Annotated in this window: 25 protein-coding genes and 2 pseudogenes; 11 read left to right on the plus strand and 16 right to left on the minus strand. The window is 60.0% G+C overall.

Translation table 11 applies throughout. The features are described from left to right. Nucleotides 1-399: 399 nt before the first annotated feature. Nucleotides 400-741, plus strand: coding sequence for a hypothetical protein (locus IVB18_RS04965; protein ID WP_247322344.1), 342 nt, complete (start codon nucleotides 400-402; stop codon nucleotides 739-741). A gap of 4 nt (nucleotides 742-745) precedes the next feature. On the opposite strand, the pseudogene IVB18_RS04970 reads toward IVB18_RS04965, so the two are convergent. Beyond that, a pseudogene (locus IVB18_RS04970) lies at nucleotides 746-907 on the minus strand (IS21 family transposase); the annotation flags it as partial. A 497-nt stretch (nucleotides 908-1,404) separates the two neighbouring features. Beyond that, a pseudogene (locus IVB18_RS04975) lies at nucleotides 1,405-2,908 on the minus strand (peptidase S10). A gap of 659 nt (nucleotides 2,909-3,567) precedes the next feature. On the opposite strand from IVB18_RS04975, the gene IVB18_RS04980 reads away from it, so the two are divergent. Both IVB18_RS04980 and IVB18_RS04985 read left to right on the plus strand, forming a co-directional pair. Then, complete coding sequence (locus IVB18_RS04980; protein WP_247988159.1) at nucleotides 3,568-3,888, plus strand: hypothetical protein; 321 nt, start codon at nucleotides 3,568-3,570, stop codon at nucleotides 3,886-3,888. Nucleotides 3,889-4,015: 127 nt separating this feature from the next. After that, entirely contained in the window at nucleotides 4,016-4,420 is a 405-nt protein-coding gene (locus IVB18_RS04985; protein ID WP_247988160.1) for a hypothetical protein, read from the plus strand. 330 nt (nucleotides 4,421-4,750) lie between these two features. On the opposite strand, the gene IVB18_RS04990 is transcribed toward IVB18_RS04985, so the two are convergent. Further along, nucleotides 4,751-6,034, minus strand: coding sequence for a site-specific integrase (locus IVB18_RS04990; RefSeq protein ID WP_247988161.1), 1,284 nt, complete (start codon nucleotides 6,032-6,034; stop codon nucleotides 4,751-4,753). 320 nt (nucleotides 6,035-6,354) lie between these two features. On the opposite strand from IVB18_RS04990, the gene IVB18_RS04995 reads away from it, so the two are divergent. After that, nucleotides 6,355-6,912: a hypothetical protein gene (locus IVB18_RS04995; RefSeq protein ID WP_247988162.1), complete on the plus strand. Its 558-nt coding sequence runs from the start codon at nucleotides 6,355-6,357 to the stop codon at nucleotides 6,910-6,912. Between the two features lie 14 nt (nucleotides 6,913-6,926). Next, nucleotides 6,927-7,694, plus strand: a complete 768-nt coding sequence (locus IVB18_RS05000) for a hypothetical protein (protein ID WP_247988163.1) — start codon at nucleotides 6,927-6,929, stop codon at nucleotides 7,692-7,694. 182 nt (nucleotides 7,695-7,876) lie between these two features. Here the strand turns inward: IVB18_RS05000 and IVB18_RS05005 are convergent, their stop codons facing one another. The 3 genes from IVB18_RS05005 to IVB18_RS05015 all read right to left on the minus strand — a co-directional run bounded on the left by IVB18_RS05005 (nucleotide 7,877) and on the right by IVB18_RS05015 (nucleotide 9,288). Further along, a complete protein-coding gene (locus tag IVB18_RS05005; protein ID WP_247988164.1) occupies nucleotides 7,877-8,215 on the minus strand; it encodes a helix-turn-helix transcriptional regulator in 339 nt (112 codons plus the stop codon). Next, on the minus strand, nucleotides 8,212-8,610 hold the full coding sequence (locus IVB18_RS05010; protein ID WP_247988165.1) for a type II toxin-antitoxin system RelE/ParE family toxin: 399 nt from the start codon (nucleotides 8,608-8,610) through the stop codon (nucleotides 8,212-8,214). Before IVB18_RS05010 ends, IVB18_RS05005 begins: the two co-directional genes overlap by 4 nt. A gap of 456 nt (nucleotides 8,611-9,066) precedes the next feature. Continuing rightward, nucleotides 9,067-9,288, minus strand: a complete 222-nt coding sequence (locus IVB18_RS05015) for a hypothetical protein (RefSeq protein ID WP_247988166.1) — start codon at nucleotides 9,286-9,288, stop codon at nucleotides 9,067-9,069. Here IVB18_RS05015 and IVB18_RS05020 point away from each other — a divergent pair. Beyond that, nucleotides 9,283-9,558: an antitoxin Xre/MbcA/ParS toxin-binding domain-containing protein gene (locus IVB18_RS05020; protein WP_247991556.1), complete on the plus strand. Its 276-nt coding sequence runs from the start codon at nucleotides 9,283-9,285 to the stop codon at nucleotides 9,556-9,558. The genes IVB18_RS05015 and IVB18_RS05020 overlap by 6 nt on opposite strands. Before the next feature lie 783 nt (nucleotides 9,559-10,341). Further along, complete coding sequence (locus IVB18_RS05025; RefSeq protein WP_247988167.1) at nucleotides 10,342-10,518, plus strand: hypothetical protein; 177 nt, start codon at nucleotides 10,342-10,344, stop codon at nucleotides 10,516-10,518. 645 nt (nucleotides 10,519-11,163) lie between these two features. Here IVB18_RS05025 and IVB18_RS05030 read toward each other — a convergent pair. The 3 genes from IVB18_RS05030 to IVB18_RS05040 all read right to left on the minus strand — a co-directional run bounded on the left by IVB18_RS05030 (nucleotide 11,164) and on the right by IVB18_RS05040 (nucleotide 12,733). Continuing rightward, entirely contained in the window at nucleotides 11,164-11,439 is a 276-nt protein-coding gene (locus IVB18_RS05030; protein ID WP_346732660.1) for an AEC family transporter, read from the minus strand. A gap of 24 nt (nucleotides 11,440-11,463) precedes the next feature. Next, nucleotides 11,464-11,895 (minus strand): hypothetical protein, encoded by a 432-nt coding sequence (locus IVB18_RS05035; protein ID WP_247988169.1) that lies wholly within the window; start codon nucleotides 11,893-11,895, stop codon nucleotides 11,464-11,466. Further along, nucleotides 11,892-12,733, minus strand: a protein-coding gene (locus IVB18_RS05040; RefSeq protein ID WP_247801096.1) for an IS5 family transposase whose coding sequence is annotated in 2 segments (ribosomal slippage) — nucleotides 11,892-12,361 and nucleotides 12,361-12,733 — 843 coding nt in all. Because the reading frame shifts where the segments join, the coding sequence is not laid out codon by codon here. Before IVB18_RS05040 ends, IVB18_RS05035 begins: the two co-directional genes overlap by 4 nt. Before the next feature lie 125 nt (nucleotides 12,734-12,858). Between IVB18_RS05040 and IVB18_RS05045 the strand changes: the two genes are divergently transcribed. Continuing rightward, entirely contained in the window at nucleotides 12,859-14,094 is a 1,236-nt protein-coding gene (locus IVB18_RS05045) for an IS701 family transposase (protein ID WP_247983558.1), read from the plus strand. 198 nt (nucleotides 14,095-14,292) lie between these two features. Here IVB18_RS05045 and IVB18_RS05050 read toward each other — a convergent pair whose 3' ends face one another. Together IVB18_RS05050 and IVB18_RS05055 are read right to left on the minus strand one after the other, a co-directional pair. Further along, nucleotides 14,293-14,871, minus strand: coding sequence for a hypothetical protein (locus IVB18_RS05050; protein ID WP_247988170.1), 579 nt, complete (start codon nucleotides 14,869-14,871; stop codon nucleotides 14,293-14,295). A 575-nt stretch (nucleotides 14,872-15,446) separates the two neighbouring features. Beyond that, complete coding sequence (locus tag IVB18_RS05055; RefSeq protein ID WP_247988171.1) at nucleotides 15,447-16,388, minus strand: AEC family transporter; 942 nt, start codon at nucleotides 16,386-16,388, stop codon at nucleotides 15,447-15,449. A 390-nt stretch (nucleotides 16,389-16,778) separates the two neighbouring features. Between IVB18_RS05055 and IVB18_RS05060 the strand changes: the two genes are divergently transcribed. Together IVB18_RS05060 and IVB18_RS05065 are read left to right on the plus strand one after the other, a co-directional pair. Then, nucleotides 16,779-17,132 (plus strand): hypothetical protein, encoded by a 354-nt coding sequence (locus tag IVB18_RS05060; protein ID WP_247988172.1) that lies wholly within the window; start codon nucleotides 16,779-16,781, stop codon nucleotides 17,130-17,132. Between the two features lie 362 nt (nucleotides 17,133-17,494). After that, entirely contained in the window at nucleotides 17,495-18,172 is a 678-nt protein-coding gene (locus IVB18_RS05065) for a ParA family protein (protein ID WP_247988173.1), read from the plus strand. A 76-nt stretch (nucleotides 18,173-18,248) separates the two neighbouring features. Here IVB18_RS05065 and IVB18_RS05070 read toward each other — a convergent pair whose 3' ends face one another. The 5 genes from IVB18_RS05070 to trxB form a co-directional block, all read right to left on the minus strand. Then, nucleotides 18,249-18,395, minus strand: a complete 147-nt coding sequence (locus IVB18_RS05070) for a hypothetical protein (RefSeq protein ID WP_247988174.1) — start codon at nucleotides 18,393-18,395, stop codon at nucleotides 18,249-18,251. 130 nt (nucleotides 18,396-18,525) lie between these two features. Next, nucleotides 18,526-18,672 (minus strand): hypothetical protein, encoded by a 147-nt coding sequence (locus IVB18_RS05075; protein WP_247988175.1) that lies wholly within the window; start codon nucleotides 18,670-18,672, stop codon nucleotides 18,526-18,528. Between the two features lie 360 nt (nucleotides 18,673-19,032). After that, the gene (locus tag IVB18_RS05080) at nucleotides 19,033-19,941 is read right to left on the minus strand and encodes a 4-hydroxy-tetrahydrodipicolinate synthase (protein WP_247988176.1); all 909 of its coding nucleotides are present in this window, start codon (nucleotides 19,939-19,941) and stop codon (nucleotides 19,033-19,035) included. A 445-nt stretch (nucleotides 19,942-20,386) separates the two neighbouring features. Then, nucleotides 20,387-21,310 (minus strand): LysR family transcriptional regulator, encoded by a 924-nt coding sequence (locus IVB18_RS05085; protein ID WP_177196285.1) that lies wholly within the window; start codon nucleotides 21,308-21,310, stop codon nucleotides 20,387-20,389. 5 nt (nucleotides 21,311-21,315) lie between these two features. After that, entirely contained in the window at nucleotides 21,316-22,281 is a 966-nt protein-coding gene (gene trxB, locus IVB18_RS05090; RefSeq protein ID WP_247988177.1) for a thioredoxin-disulfide reductase, read from the minus strand. Between the two features lie 264 nt (nucleotides 22,282-22,545). Between trxB and IVB18_RS05095 the strand changes: the two genes are divergently transcribed. Then, the gene (locus tag IVB18_RS05095) at nucleotides 22,546-23,025 is read left to right on the plus strand and encodes an Lrp/AsnC family transcriptional regulator (protein WP_247439793.1); all 480 of its coding nucleotides are present in this window, start codon (nucleotides 22,546-22,548) and stop codon (nucleotides 23,023-23,025) included. Nucleotides 23,026-23,150: the final 125 nt, after the last annotated feature.

The following is a 23,150-nucleotide window of genomic DNA, read 5'->3' on the forward strand; positions in this document are numbered from 1 at the left end:
AGCCGTGCGTCTTTGGTGAAACACAACGCATGCTGTACGCGGCACCGCCGATCGACCGTTCCAGCCAACGCTCTTGCAAAAGGCGGTGATTGCTTCAATCTTCTTGCACCCGCGCGGTGAAATAGCAGTCCAAGAAAGTTCAGCCGAGATAGATCAAATCGCAGCTGAATTGCTGGACATATAAACACCGATCGCAAACGCTATCTGGGCCGCGTGATCACAGCAGCAGGCTATGTCAGCTGGGAGGAGTTCATGGCCGACCAGGGGCGACTGGCAGATAACGTCTGCCGCTATGAGGCGGGACACTCTGGCGTTCCGCGCAAGGGGCAGCCCTGTTACAACGAATTGCGATCTGCGGCCGTTGCGGACGGCGCATGAGCATGCGCTACACGGGCCCGAATGCCGATTATCCGGTCTATTGCTGCCGTTCAGATCGGGATCAGCAAGGCAGTGCACTTTGCCAGGAAGTCCGGACCTTTGGCGGTTGACCCGCTGGTTGAGCCGGTGGTCCTCGATGCCCTGGTGCCGGATCAGATTGAGATCGCACTCGCGGCGGCGGGCCAACTGGAGCAGGAGAGCCGTCAGCTCGGGCGCCAGGCGCTTCGGGTGGAGCGCGCCCGCTACGAGGCCGAGCGCGCTCGGCGTCAGTATGACGCCGTAGAGCCCGAGAACCGTCTTGTGGCGCGCTCGCTTGAGCGGGTTTGGGAAGAGAAGCTGCGTGTCGTCGAGACGGTCGAGTAGCAGGATCGGTCATCCTCTCCGGAAGCGGCCAACTTGACCCAGCAGAGCGGGCGCGGCTCAGATAGCCGTACACGGCGCCGTTGCTGACGCCGACGCTCCGTGCGAAGGCCCGCTCCGGTGCGCCTTGAACATGCTTCAACCGAAGGACTTCCTTGATCCGGCGCATCGACAATCTCTCGGGTAGGCATTGGGCTTCCTCGTTAACGACGAGGTCATCCCTAAGCCGTAGAGTTGTCGGCCGAAGCGGCGCAAGCCTCCGAAAACCTTGCTCACGATCCCGCGAAATCGTTGCTCACGATCGTCTGAAACCTCTGCTCACGATCCCCTGAAATCCGCGCTCACGATCCTGCGAAACGCGCACGCGTTGGATTTGGCTCGCGCCGATAAAGACCAGATGCTCCTGCGTTCCGAATGGATTCTCACTATCAGCGCTTCCAAGAGGAGGCGCTCAGTTGGCCAAGAACCAATCCGGGATGAAGAACGTGGCCGCGCGCATGGAGCACTGCCAGCTGGCTATTTGCCCCCGGTGACGCCGCTAAAGAAGCCGGCAAAGACCGGTCAGCCGAAAATCTCCAAAAATCGCAAGCTGGCGCTAGGATTTCAGTTGCGGTCTCCCGCTGAGAAAGCGGTGACATACGACACACCCGAGCGCTTACTTGTGACTTATTTCGCCGCCGGCTTCATCATCGCTTCGACTTCTGCGCGAAAAGCCTGGCGCGATGCATCACGCGAGTAGAACATGAGGCCGCCCGGATAGACCGTGAGTTTGACGCGCGGCCCTGAGGCAAAGGCGGGCAACTGATCGAGCACGAGCTGCGAGCGGAAATAGGGCGTTACGAGGTCGAACAGGCCGCGCCCGACCAGCACCTTCATTTTCGGATCCGTCGCAAGGATCTGGCGCAGCTCAAACAAGGACTGCGGGGGACCGGCGCCAAAATCCCAGGCCCGCGTAACCGCGGCGTTGCTCAACTCATAAGAGCCATCTGGCCGCCAGTTCAGCTTGCGCGTCAGGAGATCGACGGCGGCACTGGTCAGCGGCGCCCGACGCGTCTCGCCCGAGGGATCGCCAAATCCGGGGCTACCGAAATCCGGATAGGGATCGAAGCCACGCACGGAGGCGTCGTAGAGGCCGGTCACCTCGCCGTTGTTGCGGTCGAGCTCGCGGCTGAATTCGGTGATACCGAAGCGGCCCCCCGAGCCTGCGGCTCACCGTCTGGTCAATGCCGGTTAGCGTGGCGACCTTGTCAGCCAGCCGCGTGGTCGCCTCCTTGTCCACCTTGCCTTTGACGAGGTCGGTCAGGAACTCGCCGCGCGCGTAAGCTTCGACGTCGGCGAGATCGGTCCGCTTCACCGGTCCCTTGGCTCCGCGCACGGTCGCGACATAGCTCGGCAGCGTTGCGACGTATTGAAGAAGGCTCGTGCCAGACTCGCGGTAGTCAAACACGGGTGAGATCATGATCAGGCCCTTGACGCCGACGCCCTGCTGCATCTGCAACTGGCGCACCACCTTTGGCCCGCGAATACCGCCATAGCTTTCGCCCGCGACATATTTTGGCGACAACAATCGGTCGTGCTTCTCGAGCCAGCGGCGGATCACCAGAGCGAGCGCGTTGACATCGCCGTCCACGGAAAAGAACTGCTTGCGGACATCCTCGCCGGTCGCTGCGAAGCGGCCATAGCCGGTCCCGACCGGATCGATAAAGACGAGGTCGGTGAAATCGAGCCAAGTCTCCGCATTGGGCTTCACCTCCGGAGAGGTCGATGGTGTGACCTCGTCGGCATTGATCGGCAGCCGCCAAGGACCGGCACTGCCGAGCTGTAGCCACGCCGACGATGCACCAGGCCCGCCGTTGAAGAAGAACGTGACGGGGCGTGTGGCGCGGTCGCCACCGTCGAGCTGATAGGAGGTGTATGCGATGTCGGCCTGCGGCTCGCCCTTGTCGTCAAACAGGCGGATGGAACCTGCGGTCGCCGCGAATGCGAGCGTCCGACCCGGCAGCTCGAGCGTTTGCCTGGTGGTGGAGTCCGGCGGAAGGCGATGCTGCTCGGCCGCTGACGGCGTGCCAGGTGTTTAGCCGGCGCGCGCGCCGGGACTGCCCTTCTGGTCGGCCAGCGTCGTGGCCTCGGGGCGCGACGGCGGATTGTCGGCCAAAGCGCTACCCATCATGCCACCGGCAAACAGGGCCAGCGCAACAGCGGTGCGGCGCAGCACGATCCTATCAAAGTCCATCGAGTCTCTCCCGTCCCGGCCGCACTTTCGGCCCGGCTACACTTGGCGCGCATGAGGCGTGTCTCCCAAAAAGGCCCAAGCACTTAGCTGACAATCGAGGAACACCAAACCCACCAAGTCCGGTAGTATCCAGCTCTCGCCCTCACGGCAGCAGCGCCAGTCAGGAGACGTGCTTGCAGACGGCAATCACTTGTCGACGAGAAAATGGATGACTTACGAGCGTTCGGCGCACGCTGTATCAGAACAACTGAATCTCGTGTCAATCGAAGCGCTTGATTGCGAGAGTTCGACGATAACCGAGCTTCCGTGCCCCGAGCGCTGACCGCAATTACGTCATCGTTTGCAAATTTGACCCCGCATTGCCTCATCAGGAACGTTACCGGAGAACAGACCGTCAGGATTGGGGGGGCGATTTCGAATCGGATCGGTGTCGTCGATGGCAGGACGGACCAGCATGGGTGCGCGGCGCGAGATCACGGCGGCAGTGGTAGACCGCTATCGATCTGCAGGGCGGGCAGATCAGGGGCGCACTCTCGACGAACTTTGCGCGGTGACGGGCTGGCATCGCAAGCACGCGGTTCGGGCGCTTGCTAGCCATGTCGCGATTTCGCCGGAGGCCCGGCGGCAGCCGAAGGCCGACCTATGGCGCCGTCAGGGATGCGCTGGTGGCGCTGTGGGAAGCTTCGGATCGGATCTGCGGCAAGCGGCTCAAGGTCATGATTTCCACGTTGCTGCCTTCGCTGGAGCAGCATGGCCGGCTCAATCTCGATCAGGCCGACCAAGCGCTGGTGCTCGGCGTCAGCGCAGCCACGATTGATCGCCTCCTGGTCGGACCAAAATTGTCGCGGCCGGCGGTAAGCGCCGGCGGGTCGGCTTTTATTCGACGGTACGGCGTAAAGTACCGATCCGGACGTTGAACGACTGGCACGACCCGCCACCGGGGTTCTGCGAGGTCGACATGTGGCTCATAGCGGCACCTCTGTAGCTGGCTCGTTCATTCAGACGTTGACGGTGGTCGACGTCGCGACCGGTTGGACCGAATGCATGCCGCTGGTGACCCACGAAAGCGGCCTCGTCGTGCGGGCCATGGAGCGCGCACAGAGCCTGTTTCCCTGGCTCACTCGCGGCGCCGACTTCGATCACGACAGCGCGCTTATGAACGATGTCGTCGTGCCCTGGTGTCGGACGCAAAAGATCGAGGTGACACGCTCACGCGCCTACAAGAAGAATGATCAAAGCCGGACAACCCACCACCCACATCTTGTGCGGTGTGTTGATGCATTCGAGTCTGGTCGTCACTGGCCTTGCCCCTATATGTGGAACGGCCCGCGTGGCAAGAGCTTTTTCAGTCGTTTTCACACGTTGGAACGGTGCGGTCATATGTCCGTCCTTTGCGCGCTGCACAATATGTCCCCTGGCCTCGATGAGATCCGCGGAAGGAGGGGCTAAATCAAGTTTACGCGCTTGCCGTGGGATTGCCCCTTGGACCAATCAATTGCCCTTGGACAAATCAAAGGAATCGAGTGTTGCACCCCCCGCAACCATGCGCTCTGCGAAACAGTGTTATGGAACGGCCTTCATGCTCTACCTTGACTCCATGATCAGCTTGCTTGGCCCGAGTCTCTTGGTCTTTGCCGATTGCTGCAAGGGATTAGCTTCGGTGGCGAATACGGCCGCTGACGTGGTTCAGGATCGCCTCCACGATGTGTGGCAACACGCCAAGCCGGTGCGCCATCACCGCGGACGCTGACTAGCGGTCTCCTGACTCGAACTATTGAACTAGGAGTGGACCCCGACAGCCCCGTGAGGGACGCCAGTATGAGAATGGCTGCAGCCCGATATCACGCTGTCAACCTTCCTCGGCTTTTGGGCTGGCAGGGCCGCAACGTGCTGTGCCCAGCGCTGAAGTGCCTCGCGCATCTCGGTCGCGTACCGAGCGCGGTTATATACCCCGGCAACGCCCGCCCGGTGACCGCTGACATGGTTTAGGATCGCCTCCACGATGTGTGGCAACACGCCAAGCCGGTCGGCCATCACCGTGGATGCCGATCTCCGAAGATCGTGAACTGTCCAATGGGGCAGGGGTTCGCCCAGGGCTTCCGCAATGCGTGCATCAAGCGCCGTCTTCGACTTGGACCAACCCGAGAAACCACGATGCGGGCCACCGCTGCGTCGGGGTCCCTCACCAAAAAGGAAGTCTCGGCCGTTTCGGCGGTGCGGGAGTACGGCCAAGGCGGCGGGAACCAATGGTAGCGAGTGCTCGCGATGGTTCTTGGTCCGGGCGCTTGGCAGCGTCCAGAGCCCCGAAAAGGTATCAAGTTCGGCCCATTGCATGCTGCCTACTTCATCACGGCGTTGGGCTGTGAGCAGCAACAGACGCACAATGCGTCCGTAATCGTCATCGCCACAGGCGTGCCAAATGGCCGATAGCTCCGTCTCCGTGAGGACCCGTTCGCGGCTTCCCGGCTGCGCGGGTCGGTTAGTGCCGAGAACCGGGTTCGCAGCAATGTCGAGGCCCTCGCGTATTGCCCAGTTGAACATTGAGGATAGGGCTGTAAGGGCGCGGGCTGCTGAAACCGCTCCATGAGCTGATGCGAAGTCAGCGATACGAGCCGAGATATGGCGGCGGGTGATCTGGAAAACTGAGACGGGATGGAGGGGTTTCCAACTGACCAACAAGTAGCGTTCTATTTCAGAATAGGTCCGGGGCTTCAGCCTTTGTTTGGCGTTCCGGAGATATTGATCCGCGATTGCCCGGAGTGTGTCGGCCGCCTGCAGGCGCGCCTTGGCTTTCTCGTCCGCCGGGTCTTTGCCATTGGCTACCAAGCCCAAAAGCCGCTTGGCCTCCTTGCGTGCAAGCTCTGGTGTCCAAGGGGCGCCGTGAGGACCGATGGTGACGAAGCGCTGCCGACCGAATACTCGGTACTTGAGGACGTAGGTCGCTTGGTCGCGTTGACGCCGAACGCCAAAGCCCCGCACCGCTTCGCGGTGGTCTGCGTCCCAAATAGTCTCGCCCGGCTTAAGCGCTTGGACTGCGCGGATCGTTATACTCGAAACAGCCATCGATCACCTCTGTAGCTACCACGTAGCTACCACGATAGTGCCAATTGCAGCGCAGGTAAGGCGGGAAGCGGCGGGCTTATTCGTTGATAATGCTGCGATTTTAATACGAAAGGCGGGAGTGGCGTAGTACCGGCGGAGCCCTTGCGCTGTCTGTGGAACAGGAGGTCGGTGGTTCGAGCCCACCCAACTGTACCAGTGCTGCCAATCTCCTTAGCTCAGATATCGGCGCCGCCACCAGTTTGTGGGGGATAGTTGCGACGCTTTGTTGCCGTGTACATCGCTTTCGTTTTTTGTTCCTATTTTCAATCGTTAGGTGTGGAATGGCCGACGAGAACTTTAAAATTTCAATCAAGGGTCCGGGACTGGTTTTCGATCAATCGATCGACAAAGCCGCAGCTAATGCCATCATGAGCTTCGTCCTGACGGGGGGCGCACTGTCGAATGGCAGCGGTGGAGAAGCGAAGAACGGAGCTACGGCAGACATCCGCGCTGGAATAGGGAGACCAAACACCGGCGATGGCGGCCGCCAGACAATCAAGCAGTTCATCGCGGCGAAACGTCCAGACACTCAGTACGAGCGAGTGGCCTGCTTAGGTTACTATCTTACTCACGTTGAGAGCACTCCCGAATTCAAGACGCTCGCGATCACGAAGGCGAACACAGCCGCCGCTCAGCCGAGGCTTTCCAATCCATCTCAGATCGTTTCTGACGCTACTAAGACTTATGGCTATCTTTCAGCTGCCGGAAAAGGAGCAAAGCAGATTTCAGTGCTGGGTGAGGCCGTTGTTGATGCGCTGCCGGATCGCGAAGCGGTCAAGGCAGCAATCGCCAGCAATCGACCTAGGAGAAAGACAAAACGCTCTGCGAAGAAGAGCTGATAGATTGAGGGTAGATGCTCGACCAGATTACCGCCGGGCTAAAGGTTCATTTTCCCGCCAAGTTGGTTGATGAACTACTTTCTGCGTATCAAGAAGCGAAGCGCAACTACTTCCGCGGCGGTTTGCGCCTGAGTGCCGTCGAGGGTGGCCGTTTCTGCGAAGCCGCCATGCGAATGCTTGAGCATGCGACGACCCAAAGATCCACAGATCTTGGCCGCATGATTGCGAGCGATAAGCTATTCGAAATGTTGTCGGGCTATCCTAAGGCGCAATTTCCCGAGAGCATCCGCATACATATTCCGCGAGCTATTCGCGTAGTTTACGACATTCGCAACAAACGAGACGCCGCGCACCTCGCTGATGATATCGATCCTAACCTGCAAGACGCGACGCTAGTCGTGTCGACGCTCGACTGGATATTGTCAGAGTTCATTCGGCTCTATCATGGTATTAGCGCAGACGCAGCCACTAAGATCATCGACGCCCTAGTCACGCGTAAGGTGCCTGTAATCGAAGACTTCAACGGCTTCCTAAAGGTGCTCAATCCAAAGCTTAAGGTTTCGGGTTACATACTGGTCTTGCTGTACGAGCGTGGCACCGCCGGAGCCGCTTTTGCCGAGCTGGACAAATGGGTCCGGCCGTCCATGCGCTCAAATCTCCGGCGTAGTTTGAGCGGAATGGTAGATGATGCTCTGCTCCATGAAAACGAAGCGGGGTTATTTTTCCTGACTAAGCTTGGGCGCCAAGAAGTCGAGCAGCGCAATTTACACCACGTGAGCTAATAGGCTCGAATTGGTGTCAATCATTGTTGGAATTGCGATGACAGCGCACGAAACTCTACGATGAGCCATCGGTTGATCAGTCGCAAGAGGCTGGCGAAGAAGCGCTCGTCGCCGAACGGGCGGCAAGGCACCTGCGATAGCCGGCAACGTAGATTAGTGCACCGGGCCGTGGCCCGCCCTCATCACGCTGCAACAGGTTTGAAGGTGATACGGCCCGGCTCGCCGGCCTTGCGGTGAGGTCGCATAACGATCTCGATATCCTGCTCGAACACAGTGAGCATTTTCATCAAGCGCTCGGCTGAATAGTCATCGTAGTCGCCACGCAGCAGATGAGACAGGTCAGGCTGTGAAACCCCGATCAGCTTAGCCGCTTTGACCTGGGTCAGGCCGCGTTCCCTGATCAGGCGATGCAACTCGGCGACAATGCTGGATTTCAGCAGCCGTTCTTCCGGGTTGGGCAAACCAAGATCGGCGAATATATTGCCGCTGCCCTCATAGGCCTCGATTTTGTGTTTCGTCATGGCTTGCGCCCTCCTTTGTCTGCGCGCGCACGGTAATGCTCCTCGGCATCACGCAGGCGCGATTTGATAAGTTCGATGTCTCGCTGGGGGGTGGCGATGCCCTTCTTCGCTTTCTTCTGGAAAGCGTGCAGTACGTACACCACTCCGGCAAAACGCACGGTATAAACGGCCCGGTAGGTGTCGCTGTCGAAATCATCGATCAGCTCCAAGATAGCACGCCCGCCGAATCCCTTCAGCGCCTTTGCGGCTATCGGCTCGTCACCTTCCTGCACCTGGTGCAGGGCGTGCCCCATGCGGTTCTGCACCTTGGCCGGAAATCGCTTCAGGTCCTTACGGCTGGAGCCAATAAAGACACAGGGTTTAGGTTCGGGCCGTTTTATGGTCACTTCCTTCAATATGGGAATATCCCCATATTGTCAAGGGGTACCACAACTTACGGTCCATCGGCAGATTACTATCGTAAGTTGTTCGACCTACGGTGACAGTGCATGAATCTCCACGTCTGCTAGGGGCCAAGGCATCCTTGAGCTGTAGGACCATGCTTGCATCCCCGTTCCCATGAGCTCAAATGCCACTTGGCATAGTTCTTGAGGCATTTGGCACAAGAATGCCGAGACGGGTTCCGATGGCAAAGAATGAGCGTACCGGTAAAGGCGTTGGTTCGATCGCTTCGCGGGGGCTTCGTGGCTCCGGCTCGCTGACAAGCGGATCAAGACGATCGCGGCGTCTGTCCTTACTCAACGGCCTGACCACAAGTCGTCGTTGAAGCGGACGCACAAATCTCCTCCCGACAAATCGCGCAAATCTGCAAAGCCTGAACGCTTGTCCGCCGCCAAGCCGGACCAGACCTATCAACCGCAAGCCGGCGCGCTCGTCGTGCGCGGGCATTTCGATGCGGTCACGGGGCTCTCCACCGTCACCGATGCGCCTTCGCTCGGACTCGGCAGGCGTGCGCGGATGAATCGCTGCCCTCGGCCGAACTGTTCAATGTCGTCATCGACACCAATCGTCTGTTTCGCATCGAGCCGGCAGCGCTCAAGCGCCTCGCCAATTACAGCGACGAGGAAATTCACGCCCTCGTCGTACCAAAGCGCACGCTTGCGCGGCGGCTGTCGGATGGTGAGTCGCTGATGGTCGAGGAGACCCACAAGGCCGTGCTGCTTGCCCGGATCAACCGGCTGGCCACAAACGTTTTCGGCGATGCCGAGAAGGCGCGCCGCTGGTTGCGCAAGCCCAAAACGGCGCTGAACGGGGAAACGCCGCTGGCTTACCTCGCGACGGAGGCGGGCGCGCGAATCGTCGAGGAGATGTTGCACCGGATCGATCACGGCATCCTTGCGTGAGGATCTGGCGGGTTTCCAGTTTCGGCGATCTGTCGGGCGCCAAGGAGCGCGTTATACTCATTTCGCGAACTGCGTATAACCACTCGGGTTGGCTGGCTTTGCAGTACGGTCGCTGCCGAACTACTTCAACCGCGCCACCACCACCGGCAATGTCACCGCCGCCAGCAGCGTCCCCAGCGCAACCGCCCCCGACACCGGGTTCACCAGCCGCTGATACTGAACCGCAAAAATATACGCGTTCGCAGCCGGTCGGCATCGCCGCGAACAGCACGACCACGGCGGCTGCGGTCGGCGGCAGTTACAAGAGCTTCACGAGCACGAACGCCACCGCCGGCATCGCCAGCAGCTTTGCCTCGATTTCTGTCAGCTAGGCTGCGCGGTTTTTAGACGACATTACGAGCGTCGGCTTGTCGATTTCTTCGTGCAATCGCCTCTCGAATGCCGTCGGATCGAGCCACGCGAGTGCAGCGCCAATGTCTTGCATTGCCGTCCATGAGACGTCGACGACGGCGTTGAATTGCGCTTGGAGAGGCTGGTCATGATCACATCGCGCATTAGAGATCACCTCGCGGACCAACGAACTTCATCAAAGGACCAATGTCATCCTGGTCCGCAGCCTTAAGAGCCGCGATGTAAGCGGTACGCCGCTCATTCATCTTTTGAAGATCATGTTCGCCTGCCCAATCGATTGGTTTTGCCTTGTATACGCGGTCTAGGACAGTATCCGCCATGATACGGGCGTGCCTGCCGTTACCATTAGGCCAATGGCAGATCAAGGAGGTCATGCAGCTCGCCGAGGCTTTGAAATCTTTCAGCATTCTTGAGATAGAAGAAGATGGCTTGGCCCGCGAGCATTTCGGCTTGCACGAGGATGGCGTCTGCTTCACGGCTGATAGTGCGCGCAGAATGGACGGTTTGATTTCTGCGAAGACGTATGGTCCTGCGATTAGGCGAGCATGAGCATGATCCCGGAATATTCGAACGAGACGATCAACTAGGAGATCGTACCTATCGGTGTCCGGGCGCCAAACCGCCGATTCTATATATTTTGCGGGGACCACTATGAGCCGTGATCGAGCCAACGAATTTTGGCCCCCATCGGTGGGCCTCGCGCTGCCCTATTGCAGCGCTCTCCAAATCGTCGCCTCGCCGCAGTCGCACTCGCCGGCAAGCTCGGCCGTGGTCTCGCTGGCCTGTGTTTGGCTGGACCATACCCAGCATTTGGAGTAGCCTGTTTAAGCACAGCAACATGTTAGCGGAGGTTCTCCGTGGAACATCGCGGCGTAAGCTTCTCGATCGTAGAAATGAGCTACCCTGCCAGTTGGAAGTGGACTGTGGGAAGAGGCCGAACAGTGTCGGTCGGTGTCTGTGCGACCAGGCTGGATGCGATCCGCCAAGCTCAGACTTTCATTGACGCAATCACGGACTGGGCTGCCTAAGGTAAGTCGATATGACTCGCCGCCTCGCGTTGGTGACTGTTCGTAAATGGGTGATTATACGAACAGTCTCGCAGCTGAGGAGCTTGCGACAGATGGTAAAAGCTCGCCTTCGATTGGTAGCGCCGAGCACCGTAAACCGAACAGTTGAGTTTCTGTCGGCGCGGAGCTACTTCGCCCCCGCCACGATCATCACCACCACCGGCAACGTCACCGCCGCCAGCAGCGTCCCCAGCGCAACGGCGCCCGACACCGGGTTCACCAGCCGCTTGTACTGAACTGCAAAGATATACGCGTTCGCGCCGGTCGGCATTGCCCCGAACAGCACGACCACGGCGGCCGCGGTCGGCGGCAGGTCCAAGAGCTTTGCCAGCAGCAAGGCGGTCGCCGGCATCGCCAGCAGTTTTAGCGCGCACATCACGACTATGCCGAGCTTCTCACTCAGCGGAGCTAAGTTTGCTCGGTCGCGCTAATCTTTACCGATGTCAGGAATCACTTGGTCATACGGTCTATCGAAATCTATCATCACGCGGTTCGGTATCTTGTTTATCTCCAAATTTCTGATCAGAAACGCTCGAGCTCCGAACTTGTTGTGGTATTCTTGACCTGCAGCATCCCAGCTAGTGTACTCACAGTACTTTGCGGAAGGTAGATCGCAGCGATCCTCTCTCGGATTTTGAGAAAATCCAAGAGGATGCCAGTCGTGCGAGATGCTTCCGACGAACGCATGCGCGGAGTAAGTTGAAGTTTTGCAGGCGAACTCGTAGGTCAATGCGCAGTAATGTGGATACTTGCTGGTGAAGCGATCCAACTTGTAAGACGGGATGCTGGTAATTGCGAGATCCTGCAATTCTTCACCGTTCAGCGCATTTGTGCCGTCTAAGAGTCTGTCCGGGATCATGCTGTTTTTTGGCAGAGCTTTCGCAGCATGAGGCGGATTGAGGCGAGGCGCAAGAACGCCAATGCCTTTCGGTTGAGGCACTCCCAATCCTTGGCCAAACGGCGGCAGCGGTTGAGCCAGGCGATGGTGCGTTCGACGATCCATCGCTTGGGCAAGATCGCAAAACTCTTTGCTGTATCGGAGCGCTTGACGATCTCGACGTCGATTTGCCGGAGGATTTTGCGAACGGCGGACTGAAAGATCGGCCCCTGATAGCCGCCGTCAGCATAGAGCTTCAGCAGGAATGGATGCAGGCCAAACAGCGTGGCCATCACCAGCACCCCACCGTCACGATCCTGGATGTCCGCCGAATGCACGAGGGCGTGGAGCAGCAAGCCTTGAGTATCGACTAGGATGTGGCGCTTCTTGCCCTTGATCTTCTTGCCCGCATCGTAGCCATGCGGGTCGATCCACGCCCCCCTTTTTCCGCGCTCTTGACGCTTTGACTGTCGATGATGGCGGCGCTCGGGCTGGGTTCTCGGTTAGCCAATTCTCGACATTGTACATAGAGCGCGTGATGGATGCGATCGAGCGTGCCGTTCCAAGCCCACAAGTCAAAATAGTCGTGCACCGTGCTGCGTGGCGGCAGGTCCTTCGGGATCGCTCGCCATTGGCAACCGGTGCTCAGCACATACATCAGGCCATTGATCACCTCGCGCACATCGACCGTGCGCTTGTTGCCGCCTCGCTTGGCTGGCGCAATCAGCGGCTCCACCAACGCCCATTCCTCATCAGTCAAATCGCTTGGATAGCGTAGCCGGCTTCGGTCGTAACGACCGCGGTTCTCCTTCGTCCACATGGGCGCCCCTTCGAATCGGACCGCCACCCTTGAATCATAAATGATTCCGATGATTCAAGATGTTCCCGGACAGACACTAACATTACAGTTGCTTTGTTTGCGGGCTTCTGAATCCATGGGCAACCATGATTCGAATGTCGTGGACGCGGGCCGCGTCGGTTGAGGAGACGCTTGCGTTGTGGGCGGCGTCGCTTCGAGAGATCAAGCAACGGATACGTCCGTTGTTCACGCAAGAGCGTGTGGCGACGAATGCAGGCTTGTTCCTGGAAGGTCTGCTCGGAGATGAGCAGCGCAAGACCGGCTGGATGCGCGCGGAGGCGGCTGGCGATCCTGGCCCATGGCGTCAGCAGGCAATTCTGGGTCGTGGAGATTGGGACGCTGATGCCCTGCGCGATATCGTCCGCGACTATGTCATCGAGCATTTGGCGGATGACGATGCGGTGCTGGTGATCGACGAGACCGGCTTTCTCAAGCAGGGTAAGGCCTCATGCGGAGTGGCACGGCAATACACTGGTTCGGCAGGGAAGATTACGAACTGCCAGATCGGCGTCTTCGCTACCTACGTTTCGCGTCATGGTCATGCGTTCATCGATCGCGCGTTGTATCTTCCGAAGGAATGGACTGACGATCCAGATCGTCTGGAAGCCGCATATGTGCCTGCCGATGTCGGCTTTGCGACCAAACCAAAGCTTGCGACGAGAATGATCGCACGTGCGATAGCCGCGTCTGTACCATTCAAGTGGGTTGCCGGTGACACGGTCTACGGTGTTGGCGATATCGAACAGCAGCTACGGCGGGCAGGCAAAGGCTATGTGCTCGGGGTCAGCAGCTCTCATGTCTTCCGATCCTGGGGCAAGCGACAGCCGGTCGCCGGCAAGGCCGAAGACATCGCCCGGACGCGGCGCCCGTCCGACTGGAAGCGCTTGTCGGCGGGAGCCGGAACCAAAGGACCGAGGCTGCATGACTGGTGTTATCTCGAACTGGCCGATCTCGAGGTCGAGCAGTTCAACAGCGCAAATGATGGTTTATGGACGCGCGGTCTGCTGATCCGTCGCCATATCGCCGATGGCGATCTCGCCTTCTTCACCACCTGGTGCCCAGCGGGAACATCAATTGAAACGCTGGTCGCGGTCGAAGGCCATCGATGGGCGATCGAGGACAGCTTTGAAACCGCGAAAAACGAGTTCGGGCTCGATCACAACGAGAGCAGGTCCTGGCATGGCTGGCATCGCCACGTGTCCCTGGTGATGCTCGCCTTCGCCATGATGGCGGCGATCCGCCATCGCGCCAATCCGCCACCGCCCAAAAAAACCAAACGCCGCCCCCCGGCAAAAGCCAAAGCACACCCACGCCGCCGCTGATCCGTTGGTCAATCCAGGAAATCCGCCGCATCGCCATCAGGCTTGCTCGAAAGCGGATCCAACCCGCGCATGTCATCGCATGGTCATTCTGGCGCAGAGCTCACCAGGCTGCCGCTCAGCGCGCGCATCTCAAAGCAAAACGGCAACTGTAATGCTAAGAGTTTCTTTGTGATCTGCGTCTGTATCTCCCTGCGATCTTCAATTTCTTTTACCACCTGGAGGAGGGCCCCGCGAGTTGGCGGGAAATAGTGCCGTGTTCAGAGGGAAGATGATGGCAGAAACTCGCTTGATGTTCTTCTTGCTTTGCCCGACCTCGGCCAAGGCATCCGCTACCTTGTAACCGATCAATTCGTCGTAGCTTGCAACGAAGGAGTATAGCTGATCAGAAGGCCCCAGCTTGGTAAGACGGTCGAGCGCCAACCCGGGCTCTTCACCTGGATCGTAGGAGATCAGGCGGATTACTTTTTTTACTTCGGTGTTTTCTTCAAGGTTCTTGAACGCCCGGTCGGTGGACATTTTGGGTATAGATACAGCATTTAATAGCGCCACACTCGGTCCTGCAGCGGAAAAGATCATGCCGCCTATCAACGAGAAAAACAGAACGATCTTCATTGATAGGGAAAATTGGTCCGGCTTAGATGTTGCCGCTTTGTAAGCAAGGCCGACCGCGACCACGAGAAGGGTCAGTCCAACGACTGAAAGAAACGTGCTAGAAGATGACTCCGTCACAAGCTTGAAAATGGTGCTTAGACTATCAACGATCTCTTTGATATCCATCTAGTGACTCCCGAAATAGCTGAGCCAACTTGATAAGGCGGTCACTAAAGAGGCGAGTGTCCCACCTCACAGTTGGAGTGAGATTTTGAAAAGGTAAGGTGTTTCTCTCAGGGAGCATGAACTTCCTGGATCGCTCGGCGAATTCCGGATCGGATTTGTCGGAATAAAACGGGCCATGCAGTGTACAAGCGAGTTTGTTTACGCAGGCGCCTGGAAGAGCGCGGAGGCAATGAGAGCGTGACGCCATGCGGTCTGCCGAGACTCTAGAAACTCGTCAGACTATCATCCTATGGTTGTTGCGGGAAGCTCAAAAATGCCGGCATGTGCGTGCGCATTCTAGTCGCTCCGCGATTGGATCAAATTTCTTAAGGGGTCGATGCCAGCCGGCTGCAACTGTATCAGCTACGCTGTGATAGCCGTGCGGCGACTTGTTCATTCGCAGCAGCGAAAGGATGATCTTGCATGGTGGGTGATCGCGTCGTGCCGCCGACGGTACCCACCTAACTGTACCAGCCTTGTCAATGATTTAGCTCTCCATCCAAGGTTCGTTGGCAAGTCAACAATCGCTCAGAGCGCTACCTAACCCCCACCACCATCACCACCACCGGCAACGTCACCGCCGCCAGCAACGTGCCCAGCGCAACCGCCCCTGATACCGGGTTCACCAGCCGCCGGTACTGAACCGCAAAAATATACGCGTTCGCGCCGGTCGGCATCGCCGCGAACAGCACGACCACGGCGGCTGCGGTCGGCGGCAGGTCCAACAGCTTTGCCAGCAGCAAGGCGGCCGCCGGCATCGCCAGCAATTTTAGCGCGCACATGGCGACAATGCCCAGCTTCTCGCCCTTGACCTCGAAGCGGAACAGATTGATGCCGAGCGCGATCAGCGCCGCCGGCGATCCCGCCTGCGCCAGCAGCTCGATCGTCTTGTCGACGACGGGATTGAGGCCGAATCCGGTGAAGCGCCAGACGACGCCGAAGCCGATCCCCAGCATCAGCGGGTTGCGCGCGAGATCCGCGAGCACGGGCCGGATCACCGACAGGGCCGAGCCGGTCTGCTTGCGGCTGACCCATTCCATCTGGAGGATGCCGCAGAGCCAGAGCAGCGGCGTGTTCACCGACAGGATCAGCGCCATCGGTCCCGCCGCCTCGTTGCCCAGTGCCGAGAGCGTCAGCGGAATGCCGAGCATCACGATGTTGCCGTAGACCGAGCCGATCGCGAACACGACGCCGTCCTCGCGGTCCTCGCGCCGCTCGCGCAGCAGGGCCGAGATCGCGAGCGCCGCGATCCAAATGATTGCCAGCCCGCCGTAATAGGCGCCCCACATCCGCCAGGGGCTGACATCGGGGAATTCCGACACCACGATGGTGCGGAACAGCAAAGCGGGGATCGCGATGCTGAAGGCGAATTCGGAGATGCCCTTGTGCGCGGTCTCGGAGACGAAGCGAAACAGCACCGCCGCATAGCCGGCCGCAATCAGGGCAAAGACCGGAGCGACGATCAATACGGTGGCCATGCGACCCTCACCTGAAGGGGATAAGCTGACCACCCCACGCGTTCTCGATGATGGCATCATGCCGCTGTTTTGCCCGACGTGTCAAAGTGGCTTCGTAAAATCCGTAAATCCCGCCTGGACTTGGCTACTGTGCATGGGGTTGTTTTCGCGTTTTTTGTTCGTCATGCCCCGCGAAGGCGGGGATCCGGTACGCCGCGGCTCCTCAGGGAACTTCAGGCGTCTCTGGAATACTGGGTCCATCAGCCCAGGCCTCTCCGTGCCTCTGGCTGGTGCTGGGCTGACCGGCCTGTTGCCGAGAGCGCACAGGTCCCGGGTTTCGCATCCTGGCTCGGTTGCCATCGAACCGGCGTTCACCCACTATTCCTTCCGACTCGACGATTGGGGGGATCGATGCCGGCGTTTCGCTTTGAGAGGTTCTTGATTGCTGCGATCTTCGGGATTGCCCTGGCCGTCCTAGTCCAGCCGCGCGCCGGCTTTGCCTACACGCAGGAGGAGCAGCAGGCCTGCACGCCCGACGCGATGCGGCTGTGCGGCGAGTTCGTTCCGAACGTCGATGCCATCACCGCCTGCATGATCCAGAAGAAGGCGCAGCTGTCGCCGCAGTGCCGGCCGTTCTTCCGGCAGGGACCGGAGCCGATCGAGCTACGCGCCGGCAAGCCGACCAGCATTGCGCCTAAAACCGCCAAGAAGAGCACCAAGCCGGCGCCGAAGGTGAGCAAGAAGAAAAAAACCAGCGAGAGCTGAGCGCTTCCTCGGTCAAAACGACCTGAGGACCAGCTTGCGACAGCCTCAGACTCCTTTTGTTCGCCGGCTTGCGCACATCCTTGCAGCAATTGCGACGCGATCGACGAAAGAGAGTCGCGTCGAGACTTGCTCGGCCCGGTTGCATTCCGTTTTTTCCCGCAGCGCTGCTCAAAAAACGCACGATTGTCCGTGTGAAGGGCGCTTCGTGACTGTTTGTGTCTGCGTTGCGCCAAGCAGTGTGACTCAAAAGCCAACACGCTTTGTTATTTCGTGGCTTCGACGTAACTCCCGGCAAATTTTTCTTTCGCGAATCAGCGCGGTGATTCATTTTCGTAGCCTGGGGTCAATCTGGAGGCAGAGGTATGAACGTTATTGTTTTTGCATCGCGTAAAGGTGGCTCGGGCAAGAGCACGCTGGCCGCACATCTGGCCGCGCAGATCAAGGCGACAAAGCCGATCCTGCTCGTCGATGCGGATCCGCAGGGGTCGCTCACGCTGTGGCACAAGCTGCGTGGCACCAACGAGCCGCCGATCAAGTCTGCGGTGAATTCCGTCAGCGGCATCGTCTCCGCTGCCAAGCGCGACGGCTATGAATGGGTGTTGATCGACACGCCGCCGAACCTGTCGGCCGTCGTCGACGATGCGATCAGGAACGCCACGATGGTGGTCATTCCGGCGCGTCCCGGCGTGTTCGACGTCAATGCGGTGCAGGAAACCATTCAGATGTGCCGCGCGGCACGCAAGCCCTACGCGGTCGTGCTCAACGGTGCACCGGCCCGCCGCGACGAAGCCGAAAGCCCGATCGTCACGATCGCCCGCGAGGCGCTGACTAAGTTCCGCGCTCCCGTGTGGGGCGGCCAGATCACCAACCGTTCCGATCTCTTGATGGCGCTGAGCCACGGCGAAGGTGCGCGGGAATATCAGGCCGAGAGCCGTGCGGCTCAGGAAATTGCAAGGCTGTGGGCGGCGATCGAACGTTCAGTGAAGGCCATTCGCGGCACGGCGTCGGCATCCGGCGCAATGCACAAGCAGGCGGCTTGATTTCATAAATCATCTCCGCCGACGAAGAACGCGCGGATGTCCGCGCGTTTTGCGTTTTTCGAGATGAGTATGGAAGCTACGCCACCATCAGCATGTAGAACACGATGACCGGCGACAGCGTCAGGATTACCGACCAGATGCCGACGGCCCAGAGAATGTCCCCGGTGGTAAAGTTCTGCTGTCCGGCGTCGTAATGCGACGCCATATCATTTTGACTATTCACAAACGCCCCCGCGATTTCTTCGCTTATGGGCCTAGGTGATACGCGAGATGTTTTAAGATTCCGGGTCGCAGTTTCGCGTGCATTTGAACACAGGTGCTACCACGGATTAACCATCCGCGTGGGGCCTGTGTCAGGCGAGCCAGACGCGAAACAGCAGCACCGGCATCAGGCCGAGCATCACGGCCCAGAACCCGAACGACGACACCACCAGAATTCCCTGCAGGAGATCGGCAGGCGCGAAACTTTCCGCGGCCATCGGCCGGATACGACGTCCCATGATTTCCCCCGTTGAAAGACTTTGGACGAAAACGATAGGCGCGATCGCGTAAACGAGGCGTGGACGCGCCATGCGGCGCTTGCGAAGGCGGTTCGCGCGCGGTTAACCACGGTGTCTCTTCCCCTCCCCCCTTGTGGGCCCCTTGTGGGGGAGGGTGGCTTCGATGCGAAGCATCGAAGACGGGTGAGGGGTCTCTCTCCGCGAATTCATCTGGAGCAGTGAGCACGCGGATAGAGACCCCTCATCCGGCGCCATAGCCGATGCAAAGCATCGGCGTTCTAAGAACGGCGGCCGAAGGCCGCCTATGCCACCTTCTCCCACAAGGGGAGAAGGGATAGCAGCGTGCGTGGAGACGAAGAACTAGGCCGCAACTCTCATCCGCCGCTCGATCTCGCGATCGAGCGTGGCGGCGAGCTCGCTGCTGACCTCCACCATCGGCAGGCGCACCTCGGGGCTGTCGATGAGGCCGCTTCGCCACAGCCAGTACTTCGCAGGCGCCGGGCTGGGCTCCGCGAACAGCAGACGCGTCAGCTCGGCGACCTCCTGCCAACGCGCCAGCGCCGCATCGTGATTGCCGCGCTTGAGCTCGGCATGGACCGCTGCGAACGTCGCGGTCTCGACATGTGCGGACAGCACGATGCCGCCGTCGGCGCCGTCGCAGAGTGCCTCGAGATAATTGGCGTCCTCGCCGGTGAGCACGCGAAAACCCTCGGGACGGTCGCGTAGCAATGCGATCGACTGCTCGCGGCTCGCGCCGCAATCCTTCAGCCCGACGATGTTCGGATGTTCGGCGAGCCGGAGCAGCGTCTGGTTGGCGATGTTGACCGAGGTGCGATAGGGAATGTTGTAGAGCGCAAGCGGCCAGGCGGCGTGATCGGCGAGCGCCTCGAAATGCGCCAGCAGTCCGCGTTGCGATGGCCGCACATAGGAGGGACTCGCGATCAAATAGCCGTCGATCGGCCAGTCCGCGGTCTCGTCGAGACGCTCCTTCAGCCGCGACGTGTCCGCACCTGACAGTCCGAGGCAGATCGGCAAGGTCCGGCGGCCGGCCGCCATCTCGTCGCGCACGATGGCGACGAGACGTTCGAGCTCGGCGTCCCTCAGCGTCATGCCTTCACCGGAGGTGGCGGCGAGAATGAAGCCGTCGACGGCTTGTCCGCCATAGTGCCGCGTCAGCCGCCGCAGCGACGTCTCGTCGAGATGGCCATCGCGAAACGGCGTCACCAGCGGCAGCCAGAGCCCGTGCAAATGAGTTCGTAGGTCGGTCATGTTCCTTCTCCTTCTCAAGACGACCTGAGACGGAGGGCACATGAAAAAACCCCGTCCAGGCGGCGGGGTTTTCGAAGATTGCGACGATGACGAAGCTTGGCTAGCGCGCGCAAAAATCCGAGGTCCCCGGTTGGGGGCCTTTTTTCGAAACGATTGCGCACGACTTCGTGATCATTCGCAAATGATGCGGGGCACGCGTGGAACTGTCAATACACGCGGAAGGCGAAAGCCGAATTAGCCAAAAAAAAGCCGGGCTCGAACGAGCCCGGCTTAAGGTATTGGCCACGTGAGGCCGACACAATCACCTTCCAAGAGGGATTACTGAACTCCCGCGCCACTGGAGGAGGGGGACAAATGCGCAACGCGAAGGCTCAGCGTGCAAACATTATGAGCTTGGCCAGCGCCATGCAGCAACCGCCGAGGTCGCATGTCAGACATGCGGAAATCAGGAAGGCCAGCGCTGCGCCTTGCTCACCACGAAGTCGCGGAACACTTGCACACGTGCGACCGTCTTCAACTCCTCGGGATAGACGAAATACGTGTCGAGCTGGATCGAGTCGGACTCGCCGAACAGTTGCACGAGGCGGCTCTGTTCTTCGATCAGGTAATCCGGCAGCGCGGCGATACCGAGGCCTTGCTGACAAGCGCGCACCAGGCCGAGGATGTTGTTCACCCTGAAATAGGCCTCGCGCGGACCCGAGCCGTTGCGGCCGGCTTCGACCAGCCAGTTGCGGTTCTGAAGATGCGGCGCGAAGGTGCCGTCGGAGAGCGTGATGATGCGGTGTGCGTCGAGCTCTTCCAGCGTGCGCGGCGTGCCGAAGCGCTTGATGTAGTCCGGCGAGCAATAGGCGTGGAAGCCCATCGCGAAGAGCTTGCGCTGGATGAGATCCGGCTGTGTCGGCTTGCGGGTCCGGATCGCGACATCGGCCTCGCGCATCGAGAGGTCGAGCTCCTCGTCGGTGACGATCAACGAAATCCGGATCTCCGGATAGAGCGCGGTGAATTCGCCGAGCCGCGGGATCAGCCAGTTGATGCCCACGCCGGGCGTGGTCGTGATCTTGAGATCGCCGCTCGGCCGCTCGCGGCTGTCGGTCAGTTTGGCGCGCGCCGCCTGGAGCTGCATGAACACGTCATGCGCGGTGCGGAACAAGAGGTCGCCCTGCTCGGTGAGGATCAGGCCGCGGGCGTGGCGGTGGAACAGCGAGACCGAGAGTTCCTGTTCCAGCGCGGAGACCTGGCGTGACACCGCCGATTGCGACAGGCCGAGCTGCTCGCCCGCATGCGTGAAGCTGCCCGCTTCCGCCGCCGCGTGAAACACCTTCAGCTTGTCCCAGTCCATATCCGTAAATCCGTCGCGTGTTCGAGCCATGATCTTTATTCCGCTGCAGCGCGCTCGCTGGCGCGCAGGGCCAAGAATCGTTCGGCTTCGAGAGCCGCCATGCAGCCGAGGCCGGCAGCCGTCACGGCCTGGCGATAGGTCTCGTCGGCGACGTCGCCGGCGGCGAACAGGCCGGGTACCGAGGTGGCGGTCGAGTTCGGGGCGACCTCGACATAGCCCGACGGTTTGAGCTTGACCTGATCCTTGACGAGCTCGGTCGCCGGCGCATGCCCGATGGCGATGAAGACGCCGTCGGCCTTCAGCTCGGTCAGCGCGCCGCTTCTGACGTTCTTGAGGCGGACATGGGTCACCTTGCCCGGGTTCGCCTCGCCGCAGATCTCGTCGATGGCGCTTTCCCAGACCACCTTGATCTTGGGATGCTTGAACAGACGGTCCTGGAGGATGCGCTCGGCGCGGAAATGGTCGCGGCGGTGAACCACCGTCACCTGCGAGGCGAAATTGGTCAGGAACAGCGCTTCCTCGACCGCGGTGTTGCCGCCGCCGACCACGATCACTTCCTTGCCGCGGTAGAAGAAGCCGTCGCAGGTGGCGCAGGCCGAGACACCAAAGCCCTTGAAGGTCTCCTCGGAGGAGATCCCCAGCCAGCGCGCCTGGGCGCCGGTCGCCAGAACGACGGTCTCGGCGAGGTAGACGTCGCCGCTGTCGCAGGTGAGGCGGAATGGCCGCAGCGAGGTGTCGAGCCTGGTCACCAGATCGGTCTTGATCTGGGTCCCCACGTGCAGCGCCTGCTTCTCCATCTGCTCCATCAGCCAGGGGCCCTGGATCACATCGGCGAAGCCCGGATAGTTCTCGACGTCGGTGGTGATGGTGAGCTGGCCGCCCGGCTGGATGCCCTGGATCAGGATCGGCTCGAGCATCGCCCGCGCGGCGTAGATCGCCGCTGTGTACGCGGCAGGGCCGGAGCCGATGATGACGACCTTTGCATGGATAGGGGCGGACATTTTAGCGGACGCCTTTCACGGGGGATTTGCAGCGCGGGCGCGGAAAGTGCCGGGAGGCCTCGCGGAAGCGCTGAAATATCAGAGCTAATCTAAGCCTTCTGGTGAGCTATGCAAGAATTGCATTCCCTGTCGGCGGATTTTTCCAACAAGGAACAAAAGTCGATTGCGCTGCACGCGCAATAAAATTGCTCCTTTGACCGAGACTGGTTATGAGGATTGCGAGAAACCCACCCGAAACCGCCGTAGGCCAGGAGTTCCAATCACGTGTCGCGGAACCTAGACGAGATCGACTTCAAAATTCTCGCCGAGATCCAGGCCGACGGTCGAATCACCAATGTCGAGCTGGCCAAGCGGGTCGGCATTTCGCCCCCGCCATGCTTGCGTCGCGTCCGGGCGCTGGAGGAGGAGGGCTACATCCACGGCTATCGGGGGCTCCTGGATGCGCGAAAGCTCGGCTTCGACGTCACGGTTTTCGCCGCGGTGCACCTCTCCAGCCAGGCCGAGGCGGATTTGCGCGCCTTCGAGGAGTTCGTCCGCGCCGAGCCCCTGGTGCGGGAATGCTGGATGCTGTCGGGCGAAGTCGACTTCATCCTGAAATGCGTCGCGCCCGATATGGCGACCTTCCAGGATTTCGTCACGCACCTGACCGCCGCGCCCCACGTGCGCAACGTGCGGACCTCGCTGGTGCTGCATAACTCCAAGTACGAAGCAGCCGTGCCGCTGGATGTGAAGGGGCGACGGTAGGCACGCTGCATCTCTCCCTCTCCCCGTTCTTACGGGGAGAGGGTTGGGGTGAGGGGCCGCCTCCACAATCACGGTGAGAATGCGACTCGCGAAGAGTCCCCCTCACCCGCCGCGCTCTCCGAGCG

This window comes from Bradyrhizobium sp. 186 (assembly GCF_023101685.1).
In the GTDB taxonomy this organism is placed as follows: domain Bacteria; phylum Pseudomonadota; class Alphaproteobacteria; order Rhizobiales; family Xanthobacteraceae; genus Bradyrhizobium.

Coding starts and splice junctions, on each gene's coding strand:
- IVB18_RS05080 (WP_247988176.1), bottom strand. CDS start 19,941: ATGACCGACCTACGAACTCATTTGCACGGGCTCTGGCTGCCGCTGGTG.
- IVB18_RS05050 (WP_247988170.1), bottom strand. CDS start 14,871: ATGGATATCAAAGAGATCGTTGATAGTCTAAGCACCATTTTCAAGCTT.
- IVB18_RS04985 (WP_247988160.1), top strand. CDS start 4,016: ATGCCGCTGGTGACCCACGAAAGCGGCCTCGTCGTGCGGGCCATGGAG.
- IVB18_RS04990 (WP_247988161.1), bottom strand. CDS start 6,034: ATGGCTGTTTCGAGTATAACGATCCGCGCAGTCCAAGCGCTTAAGCCG.
- IVB18_RS04980 (WP_247988159.1), top strand. CDS start 3,568: ATGTCGCGATTTCGCCGGAGGCCCGGCGGCAGCCGAAGGCCGACCTAT.
- IVB18_RS05085 (WP_177196285.1), bottom strand. CDS start 21,310: ATGGCTCGAACACGCGACGGATTTACGGATATGGACTGGGACAAGCTG.
- IVB18_RS05005 (WP_247988164.1), bottom strand. CDS start 8,215: ATGACGAAACACAAAATCGAGGCCTATGAGGGCAGCGGCAATATATTC.
- IVB18_RS05025 (WP_247988167.1), top strand. CDS start 10,342: ATGCAGCTCGCCGAGGCTTTGAAATCTTTCAGCATTCTTGAGATAGAA.
- IVB18_RS04995 (WP_247988162.1), top strand. CDS start 6,355: ATGGCCGACGAGAACTTTAAAATTTCAATCAAGGGTCCGGGACTGGTT.
- IVB18_RS05075 (WP_247988175.1), bottom strand. CDS start 18,672: ATGGGACGTCGTATCCGGCCGATGGCCGCGGAAAGTTTCGCGCCTGCC.
- IVB18_RS05000 (WP_247988163.1), top strand. CDS start 6,927: ATGCTCGACCAGATTACCGCCGGGCTAAAGGTTCATTTTCCCGCCAAG.
- trxB (WP_247988177.1), bottom strand. CDS start 22,281: ATGTCCGCCCCTATCCATGCAAAGGTCGTCATCATCGGCTCCGGCCCT.
- IVB18_RS05035 (WP_247988169.1), bottom strand. CDS start 11,895: ATGATCCCGGACAGACTCTTAGACGGCACAAATGCGCTGAACGGTGAA.
- IVB18_RS05045 (WP_247983558.1), top strand. CDS start 12,859: ATGATTCGAATGTCGTGGACGCGGGCCGCGTCGGTTGAGGAGACGCTT.
- IVB18_RS05055 (WP_247988171.1), bottom strand. CDS start 16,388: ATGGCCACCGTATTGATCGTCGCTCCGGTCTTTGCCCTGATTGCGGCC.
- IVB18_RS05060 (WP_247988172.1), top strand. CDS start 16,779: ATGCCGGCGTTTCGCTTTGAGAGGTTCTTGATTGCTGCGATCTTCGGG.
- IVB18_RS04965 (WP_247322344.1), top strand. CDS start 400: ATGCCGATTATCCGGTCTATTGCTGCCGTTCAGATCGGGATCAGCAAG.
- IVB18_RS05065 (WP_247988173.1), top strand. CDS start 17,495: ATGAACGTTATTGTTTTTGCATCGCGTAAAGGTGGCTCGGGCAAGAGC.